Origin of the sequence: Janthinobacterium sp. SUN137 (assembly GCF_030587265.1) — a bacterium.
Taxonomy (GTDB): domain Bacteria; phylum Pseudomonadota; class Gammaproteobacteria; order Burkholderiales; family Burkholderiaceae_D; genus Janthinobacterium; species Janthinobacterium kumbetense.
The window spans coordinates 564316-583749 of record NZ_JAPWHZ010000001.1; the positions used below are offsets into that span (position 1 = coordinate 564316).

The window sequence follows — 19434 nt, forward strand, 5'->3', positions numbered from 1 at the left end:
AGATCCGATGGCCAGCAACCAGCACTTTCCCGCCGTTTCCGACGCCCTGCCCTATCCCGTGTACTTTCGCCTCGACGATTACCACGCGCACCAGCAATTCGATTACCAGAGCCATCCGTGGGGCCAGCTCACGTATTGCTCCACGGGCGTGATGGAAATCATGGTGGCGGGCCAGCGTTACCTGTCGCCGCCCCAGTACGCCGTGTGGATACCGCCCGAAACCTTGCACGACGGCTATATCCGCCAGGATGTGGTGTTTCACTCCGCCTACATCGATGCCAGCCTGTGCGCGCAGTTGCCGGCGCAGCCGTGCGCGCTGGTGCTCAGTCCACTGCTCAAGGCCATCCTCGGCGACTTTGCCGAACGGGGCGTCACCACGCCCGCCACGGCCGCCGACCAGCGCCTGGCGCAAGTGCTGGTCGACCAGTTGGAGCTGGCGCCGTGCAGCCGCAACTATTTGCCCGGCAGCGACGAACCCGTCATCGCGACGCTGCTGGCCGCCCTGCAGCTTGATCCCGGCAGTAACCGCTCACTGGCCGAGTGGGCCGCGCAATTGCATGTGACCGAGCGCACGCTGGCCCGGCGCTGCCAGCGCGAACTGGGCATGCCGTTCGGCGAATGGCGCCAGCGCCAGCGCTTCCTGGCCGCCCTGCCCCTGCTGGAACAGGGAGCAACCGTGCAAGCGATCGCGCTGGAACTGGGCTACAGCACGGCCTCGGCCTTCATCGCCATGTTCCGCCGTCAAGGCGGCGGCACGCCGGACCAGTTCCGCCGCGGCCTGCGCTGAAAAAGGGGCCAGGGGTAGCCGCCTTGTCATATGGGGATGCTAAAATTCAAACATCTTTCCAGAGAGCAAAAGGACGCGCATGAACCCCAGCACCGACACGGCCACCGATACCCAAGGCAGCGAGGACATGCCCCAGGCATCAGCGACGGCCGTGACGGCGCCCGCGCCCATCAAGCTCGACAAGGAAGACATGCCCACCGTGCTGGGCAAGCTGCGCACCCTGGTGCAGGACAAGACGCGCTTCGAGCCGCACGACATCACGCCGCTGGGCGAGGAAGACGTGCTGCAGGATTTTTCCCTGCAAGCCAATTACGCGCTCGAGGCGCGCTTCGAGCAGCGCGTCATCAATGGCTACTTCGCGCCGGCGGGCAATGACTGTCGCTGTGGCTCGCACGAAGTGGGAGCGCTCGCTCACGCGCAGGAAAAGGAGCGGCTGCGCCGCGCGGCGGGCAAGCTCGACAATGCCTTGCGCCAGGCGGGCCAGGCCTACAACGGCGTCAAGGCGGGCGTCTACCTGCCGCACGCCGTCAAGTACTGGCACCTCGATACCTGCAGCAACTGTTCCGGCAAAGGTCGCATCGGCTGCCACACCTGTTATGGCGCGACGACGGAAACGTGCTGGAATTGCCACGGCGGGCGCACCGTCAGCTGCGACGCGTATGGCTGCTACGGCAGCGGCAAGGTGTCGTGCTCGTATTGCAGCGGCAGCGGCACGGTGTCCGAGCAAGTCACCGATTACGTCACGGTGCAAGTGCCCACTACCACCTACAGCAACGGCAGCTCGCACACCAGCTACCACAGCGAAACGCGCACGCAATACCGCACCGAATACCGCTCTTGCTACCATTGCAGCTTCGGCAAGGTCAGCTGCAACACGTGCCACGGTTCCGGCAACATCAATTGCGGCACGTGCCGCGCCAGCGGCAAGGTTACGTGCCGCACCTGCAGCGGCGTGGGCGACTTGCGCTGCAACCCCTGCGACGGCTCCGGCAAGGTGGGCAAGGCGGCCTGGGTCGACGTGCACGTGGCTCCCGGCTACAGCGTCAGCCTGCCCAAGCAGGCGCCGGACGACGCGCGCCGCATCCGCGACAAGGAGAGCGTGCACTCACTGGCAGCCATCACCAGCAGCCTGGCCCTGGCGAAAGTGAGCATTTACAATGAAGACCAGCCGCAGGAAGTCGACGCCCTGTATGGCGGCAAGCTGCGCATCGTGCGCCTGGACGCATCGTGCAACGCGGAAAAACATCACCTGGTGGCGTACGGTACGGACTTGCGCTGGCTGACGCTCGACGACATCGTGGAAAAGCTGCTGCGCGGCGACCTCAAGGCGCTCAGCGATGCGCTGGCCGGCAGCGCCGACGACGGCCTGTTCTCGGCCCACGTCCAGGGTTTATTGACGCCGCTGCGCGACGTGGCCGCCTCGGAACTGAATGCGGACGTGATCGAATCGGTCCTCAGCGGCGACGCGGACCACGCGCACGTCGACGTCGTTTCCGCCGACTATGCGCAGAACGTGCGCACCTGCGTGCTGGGCGCCCTGCGCCAGGTCTACACGCGGCTGGCCAAGCAGTTCTGGTGGAAAAGCGCGCTGGCCGCGCTGGCCGCCGCCATCGCCGCCTGGTTCTTCGCCGGCCGCGGTGCCGCTGCCGTGGCCGGACTGCTCGTCACGGGCGCCGGTTACTGGCTGTTCAACCGCAAGGTCAAGACGGTACTCAGCGAGGCGCTGGGCGGTGAACGGCAGGCCGAACGGGCCATGGGCATCGCCGGCAAGGGCCGCCGCAACCAGCTGGCGCAAGTGCTGATCCTCGCCCCCGCCAGCCTGGCCGTGCTGGCCGCCAGCTATGGCTTGCCGACGCGCGTGCACCCGGTTTCCGCGCCACAGCAAACGGCCATGGCGTCGGCGCCCGTCGCGCCCCATGCGCCGGCCGCCGTGCCGCAGGACGCGAGCAGCGCCAAGGCCGTCAAGCTGTATGAAAATGGCGACAAGGCGCAGGCGCTGGCCATGCTGGAAAGCCTAGTCGGCAAGGGCGACGCCGGCGCGTACGGCCTGTATGGCTGGATGCTGCTGATGGGCGAAGGCAAGCCCGGCCCTATCACCGCGCCAACGGCGCAGCAGCGCGAAGCGCGCCAGGTGGCCGCCAAGCCCCTGATCGGCAAGGGCCTGGTAAAGAACGACAGCTATGCGCTGACGGCGAAGGGCGTGATGCTGGCCGAAGGCTGGCAGGAGCCGCGCAATATGGCGCGCGGACTCGACCTGCTGAAACAGGCCGCGAATAAGGGCAATGCGCAAGCCATGCACTTATTGGGCCTGTACCACGTGCGCGGCTACCAGATTCCCGTCAACCACAAGGAAGCGCGCAAATGGTTCACCCTGGCCGCCGACAAGGGCAGCGCGGGCGACATCTACAACCTGGGCCTGATGGACTGGGAAGGCGCGGGCCTGAAACGCCCGGACCGCGCCAGCGCCATGCAGCGCTGGAAGATCGCCGCCGCCATGGGCGAGGAGCGCGCGATCAAGGCCGTGGCCCAGGGACAGCCTTAAGGAGCACCTGAGAAAAAGCCCATGGCGTTGTTGCGTTGCCTGGCCGTACGTTCGTACTGCCTGCGGCAACGCGCCTAGCCCTGAGCATTTTTCAGGCGCTCCAGCAGAGCGGCGGAAAAAGTCGCCGCTTTTTGATTTTTACATCGCCGCCAGCGCCTGCAGGGCCATCGGGTTCGGCGTCGGCTCGCCGACCTTGGTCAGCAGGTTGCGGTCCGTGTGGTGGAACGGCTCGTCCTTGCCGCGGATCAACATGACCGTGTCCTCGTCATAGCCCCAGGTGCCATCGGCGTGGATATCGACCTTGATGCGGTATTCGACGGTGGTGAACGCGTGTTCGAGGAAGGGGTTCGAGCAGATGCCGTAGGCCGTCGAATCGCGCTTGGCCACCAGTTCGAAACTGGTGGCGTCCGCCGTCGTCGTGCCGGACGCCATGGCAATCTGGCCGCGCGGGATGGCCAGGGTCTGGATCACGGCGCCCGTGGCCGGTTCCCACAGCCAGTAGCCCACCTGCTCATGATACGTTTTGACCTGATCCGGCTTGGTGATGTGGATGTAGTAGCGCAAGCCGTAGAACAGTTGCGGGCCGTTGGTGACGGGGTCGATCGGCTGCAGTTCGATGCGCTCGACGAAGGCCTGCTTGCGCGGACCGTCGGCCTTCGGCTTGACGTCCAGGCCGCGCGTGCCCGTCCAGATGCCGGCCATGCCGGTCAGGGGACCGAGGTTGTTCAGGGTGTGCACGTCGGCGGACGGCTCGGTGTAGATATCTTCGGGAAAATCGCTCATGCGGAAGTCTTCAAAATGGGGCAACAGTGCTTGCCGCCATTGTAAGACGCGCGCCCGCCGGCGGCAAAGCGCCAGCCGTCAGGGAAACTGCGTAGTGTGGCGCTCGATGAACAGCAGGGCCGCGGCAGCCAGCGCCGGGCGCCGCGTTTCAAACACGTCTGCATCGCGCGCTTGCAGCAGGTTGGCAGCCACCTCGGGCAGGTCCAATACACCGCCGATGAACGCCGCCACCGCGTCGATATTCGCGTACAGGGCGCTGTCGAAGCCTTCCCAGTCCACATAGGCCAGCCACTCGGCCAGCATCACCACGCCGGCGACGGGCGGCGCCAGGGCCGCGATGCGCTCCAGACGCAGCACGCTGTCGCTGCGGATATCTTCGTGCTGCAGCACGGCCAGCGCCACGTGCTGCAGCGCGTCTTCCGGATCGCGCCGGTACTTGTTCAGCAGGCGCTGCGTGAGCGTAAAACGTTCGATGTCGATGCCGCGCAGCGCGGCCGCCACGTCGTCGTCATGCAGCGCCAGGTGGCGCGCCGCGCAAGCGACATCCACGCCCGCTTTCGCGGCGACGATATCGGTGAGCTGCCGCCGGCGCGCGTCATCCATGCTTACACCAGCGGGTCGGTCGAGCCGGTCAGGGTGAAAATCTCGAAACCCGTTTCCGTCACGGCCAGCGAGTGCTCGAACTGCGCCGACAGCGAACGGTCTTTCGTCACCGTCGTCCATTTGTCCGGCAAGACCTTGACCTGGTAGCTGCCCACGTTGAGCATCGGTTCGATCGTGAAGATCATGCCCGGTTCGAGCACGATGCCCGTGCCGGCGCGGCCATAGTGCAGCACTTGCGGCGTGTCGTGGAACACCTGGCCCACGCCGTGGCCGCAGAAGTCGCGCACGGAGGAAAAGCCCTGCGCCTTGGCCACCGCCTCGATGGCGGCGCCCACGTCGCCCAGGGTGGCGCCCGGACGCACGGTGTGGATGCCGGCCATCATGGCCTCATACGCCGTGTTGACGAGGCGGTTGGCCAGGATGGAGACGGCGCCCACCTTGAAGGTGCGGCTGGTGTCGCCGAACCAGCCCTGGAACTTCGGCGTCACGTCGATATTGAGGATGTCGCCCACTTTCAGGATCTTGGTCTCGGACGGGATGCCGTGCGTGACCACGTGATTGACGGAGATGCAGCTGGCGTGCTTGTAGCCGTGGTAATCGATGGTGCCGGGGATAGCGCCGGCGGCGCGCATGAATTCTTCGCACAGGGCGTCGAGTTTGGCCGTCGAGACGCCAGGCTTGACGAAGGGCGCGATGTAGTCGAGCGTGTCGGCGGCGATGCGGCCGGCCGCGCGCATGCCGATGAAGCCTTCTTCGTCGTGCAGGGGGATTTTCTTGCCGTGTTCAAGCTGGGTGGAATAGCGCATGGTTTTCTTCTTGGTTAGTGTGTGGTGTGGGCGGCCCAGCCGCGCACGGCGTCGTGCGAGGCGCGCAGCATGGCGTCGACGCTGGCGGGGATCGGCCGCTCCTGGGTCAGGTAAGGCTTGACGACGGCCACGGGGGCGTCGATCAGCACGAATTTGAGCAGCATGTGATCCAGGTCAAGCTCCGTGGTGGCGGGCATGGCTTCAGCGCAGCGGACAAAGCAGGCATCGAGTGCCGCTTGCTCCTCTTCGACGGCGGCCAGCAATTCCTCGCTGAGGCCACTGCTGAAATCGGGGCTGTCCGCGCATTGCAGCAGGAAGCGTGCATACACGGGCTTGCGCCGGCACCAGTCCAGCAAGCCGTGCACGCCGGCCCACGTATCGCCGCCCAGCCAGCGGCTGGCCACTTCCTCGCGGAAGTCGCTCTTCACGCGCAGCCAGGCGCGCGCCAGGATGGCGTTGCGCGAATCGAAGCGGTGATACACGGAGCCGATGGGCGCACCGGCCTTGACGGCGATGGCGGCCATCGAGACGGCGCCCACGCCGCACTGGGCGGCGACGGCGATCGCGCTGTCGATGAAGTTGTTTTCGTTGAATTTGGCTAGTCTGACCATTCAAATAGAATACAGATTCTATTTGAATCCGTCAAGCGGCCCCGTTCGCTGAAAAACGCGTCCAACGCGACTTGCCTTGCTGCCTTACAATGGTATGCACGAACCGCTACAAGGAGAATCCGCTTGCTTACGCCCCCCTTCATCGCCTCCTCCCGCTTCGATGATCCACGCCTGGCTTTGGCCCAAGTGCAAGCCATTTACCGCAGCAGCATCGAACACTTGCGCGATGCGCTGCAGCGATTTGTCGCCGGCGAAGACATGCACGAACGGGTGCGCGCCTGCTACCCCTTCGTGCGCATCCAGACGGACACCGTGGCGCGCGCCGACTCGCCGCTGGCCTACGGCTTCGTCGCCGGTCCCGGCGTGTTCGAGACCACCCTGACGCGCCCCGACCTGTTCGGCGACTATTACCTCGACCAGTTCACGCTGCTGCTGAAAAACCATAACAGCGGCCAGAAGGTGCACCTGGAAGTGGGCGTGAGCGCCCAGCCCATCCCCGTGCATTTCTCGTTCGCCGAGCATGACCATATCGAAGGCAATATGGATGCGGGCCGCCGCCTGGCCATGCGCGACCTGTTCGACCTGCCCGACCTGTCGGCCATGGACGACGGCATCGCCAACGGCACGCACGAACCGGCGCATGGCGAAGCGCAACCGCTGTCGCTGTTCACGGGGCCGCGCGTGGATTACTCGCTGCAGCGCCTGCGCCACTACAGCGGCACCTCGCCGCAGCATTTCCAGAACTTCGTCCTGTTTACCAATTACCAGTTCTACATCGACGAATTCATCCGCCTGGGCCACGCCCTGATGGACCGCGCACCCGACGCCGCCGCGCCCTCGGACGACGACGGCTACGTCGCCTTCGTCGAACCGGGCAACGTGGTCACGCGCCGGGTGGGACAGACGGTGGAAAGCGAGGATGCGCTGGGCGCCGCCCCGCCGCGCCTGCCGCAGATGCCCGCCTACCACCTGCTGCGCGCGGACGGCAGCGGCATCACCATGGTCAATATCGGCGTGGGCCCCGCCAATGCGAAGACCATCACCGACCATATCGCCGTGCTGCGCCCGCACGCGTGGCTGATGCTGGGCCATTGCGCGGGCTTGCGCACCACGCAAAGCCTGGGCGACTACGTGCTGGCGCATGCGTATGTGCGCGAAGACCATGTGCTCGATGAAGACTTGCCGCTGTGGGTGCCGATCCCGCCCCTGGCGGAAATCCAGCAGGCGCTGCAAACGGCGGTGGCGGAAATCACCCAACTGACGGGGCATGATTTAAAGCACATCATGCGCACGGGGACGGTGGCCAGCACGGACAACCGCAACTGGGAGCTGCTGCCGCAGCGCACGCCCGAGCGCCGCTTCAGCCAGAGCCGCGCCATCGCGCTGGACATGGAAAGCGCGACGATCGCCGCCAACGGTTTCCGCTTCCGCGTCCCGTACGGCACCCTGCTGTGCGTGAGCGACAAGCCGCTGCACGGCGAAATCAAGCTGCCCGGCATGGCCAACCACTTCTACCGCGAACGCGTCGACCAGCACCTGCGTATCGGCATCCGCGCCGTGGAATTGCTGCGCCGCCAAGGCGTGGACCGGCTGCATAGCCGCAAATTGCGCAGCTTTGCGGAAGTGGCCTTCCAATAAAAAAAACGGCGCCGTGAAGGCGCCGTTTTTGATTGTTGCATCGCCTACAGGAAGCGGTCGAGGATCTTGCGCGTCGTCTTGTCGATATTGAACATGTCGCGAATCAAAAAGTGAATGCCGTGGTTATCGGCGATCAAGAGCGACGCGGCGCCGATGCGGCGGATGTCTTCCTCGCCCTTCAGCACGAACTGAGTCTCGCCCCGGTCCGTGTCCACGTACCAGGTGCACGGCGTGGCGAAACTGGAGACGCTTTTCACGCGCGCGATCTCTGGCATGAATTCGCGCCCTTCCAGCTCTTCCTGCAGCAGGCTGCGCGCCGGCTCGGGCAAGGTGTCGACATGATCGATCCACGCCACTTCCTTGCCATTGCCCAGCACCAGCGAAATGCCTTCATCGGGAGACTGGATGGGGAAGGCGCGCACGGGCGCCACGCCTTCAAAGACCTGGCCATCCGCGTCCGTCATCACCAGCTTGCCGAAGGTGTCGCGGTGTAATGTAAAAGTTGTACTGGCCATGCTTATTCCTTGTCATCCAGGGCGAGTTCGTTGTTGCGCGCCTGTGCTTCGTAGAGGCGGAAATAGGCGCCCTCTTTCGCCATCAATTCATCGTGGCTGCCCACTTCGACGACCTGGCCGCGGTCCAGCACCACCAGGCGGTCGGCGCGGTGCAGGGTCGACAGCCGGTGCGCGATGGCGATCGTCGTGCGGCCCTGCACCAGGTTGTCCAGCGCCTTCTGGATTTCTTTTTCCGTTTCCGAGTCCACCGACGATGTGGCTTCATCCATGATCAGGATGCGCGGATCGATCAGCAGCGCGCGGGCGATGGAGATGCGCTGGCGTTCGCCGCCGGACAGGCCCTGACCACGCTCGCCCACCATCGAATCATAGCCTTGCGGCAGGCGCAGGATGAATTCGTGCGCATGCGCGGCGCGCGCGGCGGCGATGATTTCCTGGCGCGTCGCGTGCGGCTTGCCATAGGCGATATTTTCCGCGATGGTGCCGAAGAACAGGAACGGCTCCTGCAGCACCAGGCCGATGTTGCGGCGGTAGTCGGACACGGCGAACGAGCGGATATCCACGCCGTCGAGCAAGATCGCCCCTTCCGAGACGTCGTAGAAACGGCAGATCAGGTTGACCAGGGTGCTCTTGCCCGAACCGCTGTGACCCACCAGGCCGATCATTTCGCCCGCCTTGATGTTCAGGGTGATGCCGCGGTTGACGGCGCGGTTGCCATAGCGGAAACCGACTTCGCGCAAATCGATGCGTCCTTCGATTTTGTCCAGTTTCACCGGTTGCGCCGGCTCCGGCACGCTCGACACGTGGTCGAGGATGTCGAAGATGCGCTTGGCGGCGGACGCCGATTTCTGCGTCACGGAGACGATGCGGCTCATGGAATCGAGGCGGCCATAGAAGCGCGTGCTGTAGGCGATGAAGGCGGTCAGCACGCCGACGGTGATTTCACCGCGCGACAGCTGCCAGATGCCGAAGCACCAGATGACCAGCAAGCCCATCTCCGTCAGGAAGGAGACGGTGGGCGAGAACAGCGACCAGACCTTGTTCAACTTGTCGTTGACGGCCAGGTTATGCGCATTGGCGTCGCGGAAGCGGGCCGCTTCGCGTTTTTCCTGCGCAAACGCCTTGACCACGCGGATGCCGGGAATCGTATCGGCCAGCACGTTGGTCACTTCGCTCCACACGCGGTCGATCTTTTCAAAGCCCGTGCGCAGGCGGTCGCGCACCAGGTGGATCATCCAGGCGATGAAGGGCAATGGCGCCAGGGTCATGATGGCCAGCCACGGGTTCATCGACCACAAAATGACACCGGTCATGATAATCATCAACACGTCGGACGCGAAATCGAGCAAATGCAGCGACAGGAAGACGCAGATGCGGTCGCTGCCGCTGCCGATGCGCGCCATCAGGTCGCCCGTGCGCTTGCCGCCAAAGAATTCCAGCGACAGCTTCATCAGGTGTTCATAGGTCGCCGAGCGCAAATCGGCGCCCATGCGTTCGGACACCAGGGCCAGCACATACGTCTTGCCCCAGCCCAGCAGCCAGGCCAGCAGGGCCGAACCGAGCAAGCCGCTCATGTAGTACACCACCAGCCACGGGTCGATATGCTTGCCGTTCTGATACGGGATCAGCACATTGTCCATCAGCGGCGCCGTCAGGTAGGGAGGAATCATGTGCGCGGCCGTACTCAGCAGCATCAACAGGAAGCCCAGGGCCAGCTGGCCGCGGTAGGGATGGGCGAAGCGCCACAGGCGGAACAGGGTCCAGGTCGATGGCGGCGTGTACAGCACCTTGGCGCAGATCGGGCATTCTTCCTGCTCCGGCTCCAGCGGGGCCTTGCAGCTAGGACACACTTCCTGCTCCGCTTCCAGCACGGGCTGGCCCGTCAGGTGGCTGTCGAGGCACTCGACGAACTGTTCCAGCACGCGGATGGCGTGCAGGTTCTGGCCCAAAGTGAAGCGCCACGAAGCCAGGCGGCCGTGATCGTCGAACAGTTCCAGGTGGCCGACACCGGCGTGGTCATGGTGCGTCAGGCGCAATCCAGGGCGGAAAGACCAGCTCTTCCAGGCCGTATCGCCTGGCGAACGGGCCAGTAAACGCTTCTCGGTGACAACAATTATGCCTTTTGTGAAACGTAATCGCGCATCGAGGTCAACCTCAACGCTACTTAAAACGTTCTCCCCTGGAGAAAGGTTGCTCTCGACTTCCGCCAGCCAGTGTTCCGGCAGCGAGGTGAGGGGAATAGTTGTTGCAGGAACACTCAGTTCAGTTGTCATCGTAAAGCATACTCCGGCTCGAGGCCAAGCCCTTCAGGGCGGGATTTGGGGGATGGGGCAGACGCCCGATCAATGTTTGTGTACTGCGCGATGGCGAGGTGGATGCACCAGTGGCAATTTCCTGTATTGTATCGAATGGATGCCTGCCGGTAAGGAATGATGGCAAAACGGCGCAAAAAAAATGCGCGGCTGTCGCAGGAAGTGCCAGGCAGGCGCGGCGCTTTTGCAACGCGGCCGCGATACGGAGCAAGTATACAACAGCCCGCTGTTGCGCAAATGCTCCAGCTTAGCCCAGAGTCGGTATCTTTATAACAAGTATGGCAACAATTAGTAACAATTAGAATGACAACACCAGCAGAATACGAGAAGCAAACGCGACAAGAGGCCTCTAAAAGTGGCACACTGCGCATACCCGGGATAAAGAACCAAGCACGAGCCTGAAAAGACTCTGTAGAGCCAACATAAAGTATCTGGCGCCCAGACGCCTGGCTTGTTATCAAGAAACCACTTACATGATCAAGAAGAAGAACATCGAATTTGCCCGCGTCACCCACTTGCGCGGCCCCAACATCTGGACTTACCGCCCGGTGATTGAAGCCTGGGTCGACATCGGCGAACTGGAAGACTATCCATCCAATACCCTGCCCGGCCTGTACGAACGCCTGGTGGCGTGGCTGCCCGGCATGATCGAGCACCGCTGCGGCGTGGGCGAACGGGGCGGCTTTTTCGAGCGCCTGCGCGAAGGCACGTGGTCGGCCCACATCCTCGAGCACGTGGTGCTGGAACTCCAAAACCTGGCAGGCATGCGCACGGGCTTCGGCCAGACGCGCTCGACCAGCCAGCGCGGCGTCTACAAGATGGCCTTCCGCACGCGCGAAGAGCACGTGGGCCGCGCCGCCCTGGCCGCCGCGCGCGAACTGCTGATGGCCGCCATCAACGATGAAGCCTACGACCTGGAAGCGGCCCTGGCGCCCCTGCGCGACATGGTCGATTCGCGTTGCCTGGGCCCGAGCACGGCCAGCATCGTCGATGCCGCCACCGAGCGCCGCATCCCTTCCTTGCGCCTGAACGACGGCAACCTGGTGCAGCTGGGCCACGGCGCCGCACAGCGCCGCATCTGGACGGCCGAAACGGACCGCACCAGCGCGATTGCCGAAGGCATCGCCAGCGACAAGGATCTCACCAAATTCCTGCTCAAATCGTGCGGCGTGCGCGTGCCCGAGGGCAGCCTGGTGCGCAGCGCCGAGGCGGCCTGGGAGGAAGCGCAGGACATCGGCGTGCCCGTCGTCGTCAAGCCGTATGACGGCAACCATGGCCGCGGCGTGTCGTTGAACCTGATGACGGAAGCGGACGTGAAGGCTGCCTACGACCTGGCCGCGCGCAAGGGCGACAGCTCGGCCGTGCTGGTGGAAAGCTTCATCACGGGCGACGAACACCGTCTGCTCGTCGTCGGCAACAAGCTGATCGCGGCCGCCAAGGGCGAATCGCTGTGGGTCGACGGCGACGGCATCTCCACAGTGCTGGAACTGGTGAACACGCAGATCAATACCGACCCGCGCCGCGGCGAAGGCGAAGATTTCCCATTGGGTACCGTCAAGCCGCATGAATCGGGCGAAATCGTGCTGGAACTGCAGCGCCAGGGCATGACCGCCCTGTCCGTGCCGCAGGCGGGCCAGAAAGTGCTGATCCAGCCGAACGGCAACGTAGCCATCGACGTCACGGACGACGTGCATCCCTCCGTCGTGCATGCGGCCCTGCTGGCCGCGCGCGTGGTAGGCCTGGATATCGCCGGCATCGACCTGGTCACCACGGACATCACGCGTCCGCTGGAAGAACAGCGCGGCGCCATCATCGAAGTCAATGCCAGCCCCGGCCTGCTGGCGCACATCAAGCCGGGCGTGGGCCAGCCCCGCCCTGTCGGCGCGGCCATCGTCGACCACCTGTTCGCCGCCGAGGAAACGGGCCGCATTCCGCTGATCGGCGTGACGGGCACGCGCGGCGCCAGCCTGATCGTGCGCATGCTGTGCAAGCTGCTCAACCTGTCGGGCCTGCACACGGGCGCCGTCTGCAGCGAAGGCATGTACCTGGACCAGCGCCGTGTCGTCAGCAGCGATTGCGTGAACTGGGACGCGGGCCAGCGCCTGCTGCTCAACCGCACCGTGCAGACAGCCCTGTTCGAGAGCAATCCGCGCATGATCCTGGCCGAAGGCCTGGCCTACGACAAGTGCCAGATCGGCGTCGTCACGGACATGGGCAGCCTCGATAGCGTCAAGGATTTCGACGTGCTGGACGAAGCGGGCCTGTACAAGGCCGTGCGCAGCCAGGTCGACGTGGTGGTACCGACGGGCGTGGCCGTGCTGAACGCCGCCAACGCGCACGTGCTGGAACTGGCCGAGCTGTGCGACGGCAGCGTGATCCTGTATGCGCAGGACGGCGGCCTGGCCGCCATCGCGGCGCAACTGGCCGCCGGCCAGCGCGCCGTATTCGTGCGCGGCAACCACATCGTGCTGGCCGAAGGCGGCATCGAAACGGTCTTGCTGTGCCTGGACCTGCTGAAACCGGCCACGGCCGGCAATGTCGACAGCGTGCTGGCCGTAGCGGCCGCTGCCTGGGCCCTGAACCTGCCCGTCGACCTCATTTGCGCGGGCCTGCGCACCTTCGACGCGGCCCCCGGCTGCATCGGGAACTGACAGCACAGGCAAAGTAGCACTCAAGCCCGGCCAGCACGGCCGGGCCCACAAGAACACAACAGGATTACGGTTTAATTATGGAAGTATCTCGCGTACGGGCCTTGCGGGGCCCCAACCTCTGGAGCCACGACACCGCCGTGGAAGCCATTGTTTCCTGCACCACGCAGGAACTCGACATCGCCCAGCTGCCCGGCTTCGAAGCCCGCCTGCGCGCGCTCTTCCCGCAACTGAGCCCGCTGCAACCGCTGGGCAACTACAACGCCGCGCCGATGGCGCAGGTGCTGGAACTGGCGGCGCTGGGCCTGCAGGCGCAAGCCGGCTGCCCCGTCACCTTCAGCCGCACCACGCCGACCCTGGAAACGGGCATCTTCCAGGTCGTCGTCGAATACTCGGAAGAAGCCGTTGGCCGCCTGGCCCTGGAACTGGCGCAGCAGCTGTGCCAGGCCGCCCTGGCCGATGCTCCGTTCGACCTGGCCGGCGCCCTGCACCAGTTGCAGGAACTCGATGAAGACGTGCGCCTGGGCCCCTCGACGGGCGCCATCGTCAACGCCGCCGTGGCCCGCAACATCCCGTTCCGCCGCCTGACCGAAGGCAGCCTGGTGACGTTCGGCTGGGGCAGCAAGCAGCGCAAGATCCAGGCCGCCGAAATGGACGGCACCAGCGCCATCGCGGAAGCCATCGCGCAAGACAAGGAACTGACGAAAAAACTGCTCGATTCTGCCGGCGTGCCGGTGCCGCACGGCCGTGTCGCCATCGACGCGGACGACGCCTGGGCCGCCGCCTGCGAGATCGGCCTGCCCGTCGTCGTCAAGCCGAAGGATGGCAACCAGGGCAAGGGCGTGACCGTCAACGTCACCACGCGCGAACAGCTGACGGCCGGCTTCCTCGCGGCGCAGGAATTCCGCGACGATATCCTCGTCGAGCGCTACCTGCCGGGCCACGATTTCCGCTTGCTCGTCATCGGCAACAAGATGGTGGCGGCGGCCCGCCGCGACCCGCCGCAAGTGGTGGGCGATGGCCAGCACACGGTGCGCGAACTGGTCGACCAGGTCAACCTGGACCCGCGCCGCGGCAGCGGCCACGCCACCTCGCTGACGAAAATCCGCTTCGACGACATCGCCCTGGCCAGCCTGGCCAAGCAGGGCTACGTGGCCGAATCCGTGCCGCCCGTGGGCCAGCGCGTGATCTTGCGCAATAACGCCAACCTGTCGACGGGCGGCTCGGCCACCGACGTCACCGTCGACGTGCACCCGGAAGTGGCGGCGCGCGCCGTCGCCGCCGCGCACATGGTGGGCCTGGACATCTGCGGCGTGGACGTCGTCTCCGAAAGCATTTTGAAACCGCTGGAAGAGCAGAACGCCGGCATCGTGGAAGTGAACGCCGCGCCGGGCTTGCGCATGCACCTGGCGCCGTCGTTCGGCAAGCCGCGCCCAGTGGGCGAAGCCATCATCGCCGCCATGTTCGCCGAAGGCGACGATGGCCGCATCCCCGTCGTTGCCGTCACCGGCACCAACGGCAAGACCACCACCGTACGCCTGATCGCCCACCTGCTGACGGCTTCCGGCCTGCGCACGGGCATGACGAACACGGATGGCGTGTACATCGAAGGGCGCCAGATCGACAGCGGCGACTGCAGCGGCCCGCGCAGCGCGCGCAACGTGCTGCTGCACCCTGACGTGGACGCGGCCGTGTTCGAGACGGCGCGCGGCGGCATGCTGCGCGAAGGCCTGGCCTTCGACCGCTGCCAGGTCGCCGTAGTGACGAATATCGGCGCGGGCGACCACCTGGGCCTGAACTACATCACCACCGTGGAAGACCTGGCGGTCCTGAAACGCGTGATCGTGCAGAACGTGGCCGACAGCGGCGTGGCCGTGCTGAACGCCACCGACCCTGCTGTGGCGCGCATGGCCAAGAATTGCAGCGGCACGGTGACCTTCTTCGCCGCCGACAAGACGCATCCCGTGATGGCCACGCACCGCGCGCAAGGTAACCGCGTGGTGTACGTGGAAGACGGCAAGCTGGTCGCGGCGCAAGGCAACGAGCGCCACGAAATCGCCCTGTCGCAAGTGCCGATCACGCGCAACGGCGCCATCGGCTTCCAGGTCGACAACGTCATGGCGTCGCTGGCCGCCGCCTGGGCCGTGGGCCTGGACTGGAAAACCATCGCGCTGGGCCTGAAAACCTTCGCCAATGAAGCCGACAACGCGCCGGGCCGCTTCAACGTCTTCGATTATCGTGGAGCCACCCTGATCGCCGACTACGGCCACAATCCGGACGCCATCCTGGCGCTGGTGCAGGCCGTGGAAAGCATGCCGGCCAAGCGCCGCTCGGTGGTCATCAGCGGCGCCGGCGACCGCCGCGACGAAGACATCCGCCAGCAGACGGAAATCCTCGGCGCCGCGTTTGACGACGTGCTGCTGTACCAGGACCAGTGCCAGCGCGGCCGCGCCGACGGCGAAGTGGTGGCATTGCTGCGCCAGGGCCTGGACGGCGCCAAGCGCACCAGCCATATCGATGAAATCAACGGCGAATTCGTCGCCATCGACAAGGCCCTGGCACGCCTCGGCGAAGGTGACCTGTGCCTGATCCTGATCGACCAGGTGGAAGAAGCGCTGGCGCACATCGCCAAGCGCGTCGCCGAAGCCTGAGCGCCGTAACAGTGCACACAAGGGCGGCCTGCGGGCCGCCCTTTTTTTATCGTCCGCCGTCTCCCGCCGCGCACCTGCATGGTGCAAAAGCCCCCTTGCAAGCTTGTAAATTCAGGCATGAAAATTGCTCATAAGAAAACATAAATGGGCTGACGAGAAGGTGGGGCACGCATGGTGGGCAGAATCTCGCGCATGATCGGGAAATTGACGGTGGGGCGCAAACTGGCGCTGATCTATTTGCTCGACCTGTCCGCCGTGATCTTCATTTCCGGCATCCTCATCAACGAAAAATACATCGCCATCGATTTCTCGCGCAAGGAGATGGCGGGCAATGACTATATCGCCGCGATCCGCGATGCGCTGCTGCCCCTGGCGCGCAGCACGGCGCAGCCGGGCGCGCAGGCAGCAGCCGTGGAGCAGGCCGAAAGCCGCTTCGGCGCCGGCATGCGCAGCGCCGAACTGAATGCGCAATTTGCCGCCCTGCTGCGCCAGGCCGGCAGCATTTCCGCTGCGCCGGACGACAGCATCGCGCCCTCGCCCGCCTTCGTGGCCGGGCGCGCACTGCTCACGCGCGTGGGCAACCAATCGAACCTGATCCTCGACCCGGACCTGGACAGCTACTACACGATGTCGCTGGTGATCCTGCGCTTCCCCGAACTGCTGGAAGTGATCAACAGCACGCGCGCCCTGGCCCTGCAACTGGCGACGGCCGAAGGCGCGCAGCGCCAGCGCCTGCAGACCCAGTTCCTGATACTGGAGGGACGCATGGACGCCACCATGGCCGGCATCGGCAGCGACTACACGGAGGCGTTCGCGGCCAGCACGCCGCTGCTGCGCCAGCACCTGGATGGCTCGCGCGCGGCCCTGCGGCAAGCCGTGGCGCAGTTACGCGCCAGTACCCAGGCGCTGGCCGGCGCGCAAGCCAACCCCGCAGGCACGCAGGAACTGCTGCGCCGCGATGCGGTGGCCGCAGCGGCCCTGCAGCGTGCCTGGCGCGCGGCGGAAGGCCAATTGCACCGTCTGATCCAGCTGCGCGTGGACGGCTTCTTCACGCGCATGTGGCTGCACCTGGGCACGGCCGTGCTGCTGCTGGTGATGATACTGGGCCTGGTGTTTTTCGTCGCGCGCCAGATCGCCCTGCCCATCCGCCGCCTGGCGCGCGTGGCGCAGGAAGTGCGCGAAACGGGCGACCATAGCCTGCGCGCCGTCTGGGACAGCGAGGATGAAACGGGCCGCCTGGTCCGCGCCTTCAATACCATGCTGCAGCAGCTCGACTTCCAGCGCATGGCGCAGCAGGAGCTGGTGGCGCGCGCCAGCGCGGCCGATGCGCAGCGCCAGCTGGTCGACGCCATTCCCATCCCGCTGATGGTCACTTCGATTCCGCATCACCAGGTGCTGCACGCGAACCAGGCCGCGCACGCGTGGCAGGGCGGCCTGGAACTGGACCCGTGGGTGGGCGGCATGCATCCGCAAGCCCGTTCGCGCTTCTTCCAGCGCTTGAGCGACTTGGGCGCCGTCGATGAATTCGAGGTGTGCTGGAGCGGCGGCGGCACGCCCACCTGGGCCTTGATTTCCGCGCGCCTGATCGACTACCAGGGCCAGCGCGCCGTGCTGTCGACCTTCACGCCGATCAACAAGATGAAGCTGATGGAGTCGCGCCTGGAACTGTGGGCCAAGGTATTCGAGGCATCGGCCGAAAGCCTGATCGTGATGGACGCCGGCATGCGCATCATCACCGTCAACCATGCCTTCCGCCGCCATTCGCTGTACGACATGGTGGAGCTGATCGGCAAGCGCCCGGCCTTCCTGCTCGCGCCCGAGAACCCGCCCGAGCAGCTCGACAGCCTGCGCCAGACCCTGGCGCGGCGCGGTTACTGGCAGGGCGAGATCCGGGTGCAGCGCAAGTCGCTGGAAAGCTATCCCGCCTGGCTGGTGATGAACGCCGTGCGCGACCTCGACGGCGTCACCACGCACTTCATCGCCAGCTCGCTCGACATCAGCGAACGCAAGGCCAGCGAGCGGCAGATCGAGCACATGGCCCACCACGATGCGCTGACGGGACTGGCGAACCGCCACGTGTCGAAAGTGCGCCTGGCGGCCGCCATCGCGCAGGCGCGCCGCAGCGGCGAAAAGGTGGGCGTGCTGTTCGTCGACCTGGACCGCTTCAAGCACGTCAACGACGCGCTGGGCCACCACGTGGGCGACGCGCTGCTGCAATCGGTCTCAAAGCGCCTGCTGCAGCTGGTGCGCGAAGGCGATACCGTCAGCCGCCTGGGCGGCGATGAATTCGTCGTCATCCTCAACGGCGTCGGCGATGCCGCATCCATCGCCGCCCTGCTCGACACTCGGCTGATCCCCGCCATGCGCGAGCCGCACCAGGTGGAAGGCAACGAGCTGTATGTCTCGTGCAGCGTGGGCGTGGCCATCTACCCGGACCACGGCGGCGACATGGATACCCTGATGCGCCACGCCGATGCGGCCATGTACCAGGCCAAGAGCGGCGGGCGCGATCACGCGCGCATGTTCACGCCGCAGATGCAGGAACAGCAGCTGCAGCAGCTGCACCTGGAAAGCGATCTGCGCCACGCCATCGAGCGACAGGAACTGGTGCTGTACTACCAGCCGCGCATCGATGCGAAAAGCAGCCGCCTGAATGGCGTGGAAAGCCTGATCCGCTGGCTGCACCCGCAGCACGGCCTGATCGCGCCCGACAGCTTCATTCCCGCCGCCGAGGAATCGGGCCTGATCGTCGCCATCGGCGCGTGGGTCATCCGCGAGGCGTGCCGCCAGCAGGTGGCCTGGCGCGAGGCGGGCGCGGGCGACATCGCCGTGTCGATCAACCTGTCGGCCATCCAGCTGAAAAGCGGCGGCCTGGTGGCCACCTTGCGCGAGGTGCTGCGCGAGTTTCCCGTCACGCCGGGGCAGATCGAATTCGAACTGACGGAATCGATCCTGATGGACAACGTGGACGACACCATCGCCACCCTGCACGCCATCAAGGCGCTGGGTTTCGCGCTGTCGATCGACGATTTCGGCACCGGCTATTCGAGTCTGAACTACCTGTGCCGCTTCCCGCTCGACAAGCTGAAAATCGACATGAGCTTCGTGCAGGACATCCACGGCTCGCCGCAAAACCTGGCGGTGACGAAAACCATCATCGGCCTTGGCCATACCCTGGGCTTGACGGTGACCGCCGAGGGCGTGGAAAGCGCGGCCGATGCGGACGTGCTGCGCCACGCCGGCTGCGATGAATTGCAGGGCTACTACTTTGCCCGCCCCATGCCGCAAGCGCACTTCATGGCCTGGCTAGCGCACAGCGCCGCGCCCTGCGCCGCCTGACACCTGCTGTGGAGCGTCCGCAACGCGCCCGCGCCAGGGTCGACAACGCGCGGCGCGCCGCCAGGGCGCATGAATGCAGCAGGGATACCGGAATTGGTATTGACATCGCAAAAGAAGTCATTTGTGGGGCAAAGTCATTCCCACCTACCATGTTTCTGAGCAAGTTCCAGCTCTGGCGGCGACTGCCGCGGCGTTCTCA

Annotated in this window: 12 protein-coding genes; 6 read left to right on the forward strand and 6 right to left on the reverse strand. The window is 65.3% G+C overall.

Annotated elements, in window-relative coordinates; genetic code table 11:
* Positions 1 to 7 precede the first annotated feature (7 nt).
* Together O3298_RS02640 and O3298_RS02645 are read left to right on the forward strand one after the other, a co-directional pair.
* Positions 8 to 787 carry a helix-turn-helix transcriptional regulator gene (locus O3298_RS02640; RefSeq protein WP_305058454.1) on the forward strand — a complete coding sequence of 260 codons (780 nt, stop codon included), beginning with the start codon at positions 8 to 10 and terminating at the stop codon, positions 785 to 787.
* Between the two features lie 79 nt (positions 788 to 866).
* Positions 867 to 3329, forward strand: a complete 2463-nt coding sequence (locus O3298_RS02645) for a hypothetical protein (protein ID WP_305058455.1) — start codon at positions 867 to 869, stop codon at positions 3327 to 3329.
* A 138-nt stretch (positions 3330 to 3467) separates the two neighbouring features.
* Here O3298_RS02645 and O3298_RS02650 read toward each other — a convergent pair whose 3' ends face one another.
* The 4 genes from O3298_RS02650 to O3298_RS02665 form a co-directional block, all read right to left on the reverse strand.
* Positions 3468 to 4112 (reverse strand): FABP family protein, encoded by a 645-nt coding sequence (locus O3298_RS02650; protein WP_305058456.1) that lies wholly within the window; start codon positions 4110 to 4112, stop codon positions 3468 to 3470.
* A gap of 78 nt (positions 4113 to 4190) precedes the next feature.
* Complete coding sequence (locus O3298_RS02655) at positions 4191 to 4715, reverse strand: hypothetical protein (protein WP_305058457.1); 525 nt, start codon at positions 4713 to 4715, stop codon at positions 4191 to 4193.
* A gap of 2 nt (positions 4716 to 4717) precedes the next feature.
* Positions 4718 to 5521 carry a type I methionyl aminopeptidase gene (map, locus tag O3298_RS02660; protein ID WP_099666967.1) on the reverse strand — a complete coding sequence of 268 codons (804 nt, stop codon included), beginning with the start codon at positions 5519 to 5521 and terminating at the stop codon, positions 4718 to 4720.
* 14 nt (positions 5522 to 5535) lie between these two features.
* Positions 5536 to 6132: a TetR/AcrR family transcriptional regulator gene (locus O3298_RS02665; RefSeq protein ID WP_034783384.1), complete on the reverse strand. Its 597-nt coding sequence runs from the start codon at positions 6130 to 6132 to the stop codon at positions 5536 to 5538.
* Positions 6133 to 6255: 123 nt separating this feature from the next.
* Between O3298_RS02665 and O3298_RS02670 the strand changes: the two genes are divergently transcribed.
* Positions 6256 to 7770: an AMP nucleosidase gene (locus tag O3298_RS02670; protein WP_289916697.1), complete on the forward strand. Its 1515-nt coding sequence runs from the start codon at positions 6256 to 6258 to the stop codon at positions 7768 to 7770.
* 44 nt (positions 7771 to 7814) lie between these two features.
* On the opposite strand, the gene O3298_RS02675 is transcribed toward O3298_RS02670, so the two are convergent.
* Both O3298_RS02675 and O3298_RS02680 read right to left on the reverse strand, forming a co-directional pair.
* Complete coding sequence (locus O3298_RS02675; protein WP_099666965.1) at positions 7815 to 8285, reverse strand: DUF1854 domain-containing protein; 471 nt, start codon at positions 8283 to 8285, stop codon at positions 7815 to 7817.
* A gap of 2 nt (positions 8286 to 8287) precedes the next feature.
* Complete coding sequence (locus O3298_RS02680; protein ID WP_305058458.1) at positions 8288 to 10558, reverse strand: ABC transporter ATP-binding protein; 2271 nt, start codon at positions 10556 to 10558, stop codon at positions 8288 to 8290.
* Between the two features lie 512 nt (positions 10559 to 11070).
* Between O3298_RS02680 and cphA (O3298_RS02685) the strand changes: the two genes are divergently transcribed.
* The 3 genes from cphA (O3298_RS02685) to O3298_RS02695 all read left to right on the forward strand — a co-directional run bounded on the left by cphA (O3298_RS02685) (position 11071) and on the right by O3298_RS02695 (position 19235).
* Complete coding sequence (gene cphA / locus O3298_RS02685; protein WP_305058459.1) at positions 11071 to 13248, forward strand: cyanophycin synthetase; 2178 nt, start codon at positions 11071 to 11073, stop codon at positions 13246 to 13248.
* A 77-nt stretch (positions 13249 to 13325) separates the two neighbouring features.
* A complete protein-coding gene (gene cphA / locus O3298_RS02690; protein WP_099666962.1) occupies positions 13326 to 15896 on the forward strand; it encodes a cyanophycin synthetase in 2571 nt (856 codons plus the stop codon).
* 192 nt (positions 15897 to 16088) lie between these two features.
* A complete protein-coding gene (locus O3298_RS02695; RefSeq protein WP_305058460.1) occupies positions 16089 to 19235 on the forward strand; it encodes an EAL domain-containing protein in 3147 nt (1048 codons plus the stop codon).
* The last annotated feature ends 199 nt before the right edge of the window (positions 19236 to 19434 follow it).

Bases quoted from the DNA above. Each gene is read 5' to 3' on its own strand.
- O3298_RS02665 (WP_034783384.1), bottom strand. From the start codon at position 6,132: ATGGTCAGACTAGCCAAATTCAACGAAAACAACTTCATCGACAGCGCG.
- O3298_RS02640 (WP_305058454.1), top strand. From the start codon at position 8: ATGGCCAGCAACCAGCACTTTCCCGCCGTTTCCGACGCCCTGCCCTAT.
- O3298_RS02655 (WP_305058457.1), bottom strand. From the start codon at position 4,715: ATGGATGACGCGCGCCGGCGGCAGCTCACCGATATCGTCGCCGCGAAA.
- O3298_RS02650 (WP_305058456.1), bottom strand. From the start codon at position 4,112: ATGAGCGATTTTCCCGAAGATATCTACACCGAGCCGTCCGCCGACGTG.
- O3298_RS02695 (WP_305058460.1), top strand. From the start codon at position 16,089: ATGATCGGGAAATTGACGGTGGGGCGCAAACTGGCGCTGATCTATTTG.
- cphA (WP_305058459.1), top strand. From the start codon at position 11,071: ATGATCAAGAAGAAGAACATCGAATTTGCCCGCGTCACCCACTTGCGC.
- O3298_RS02645 (WP_305058455.1), top strand. From the start codon at position 867: ATGAACCCCAGCACCGACACGGCCACCGATACCCAAGGCAGCGAGGAC.
- O3298_RS02675 (WP_099666965.1), bottom strand. From the start codon at position 8,285: ATGGCCAGTACAACTTTTACATTACACCGCGACACCTTCGGCAAGCTG.
- cphA (WP_099666962.1), top strand. From the start codon at position 13,326: ATGGAAGTATCTCGCGTACGGGCCTTGCGGGGCCCCAACCTCTGGAGC.
- O3298_RS02680 (WP_305058458.1), bottom strand. From the start codon at position 10,558: ATGACAACTGAACTGAGTGTTCCTGCAACAACTATTCCCCTCACCTCG.
- map (WP_099666967.1), bottom strand. From the start codon at position 5,521: ATGCGCTATTCCACCCAGCTTGAACACGGCAAGAAAATCCCCCTGCAC.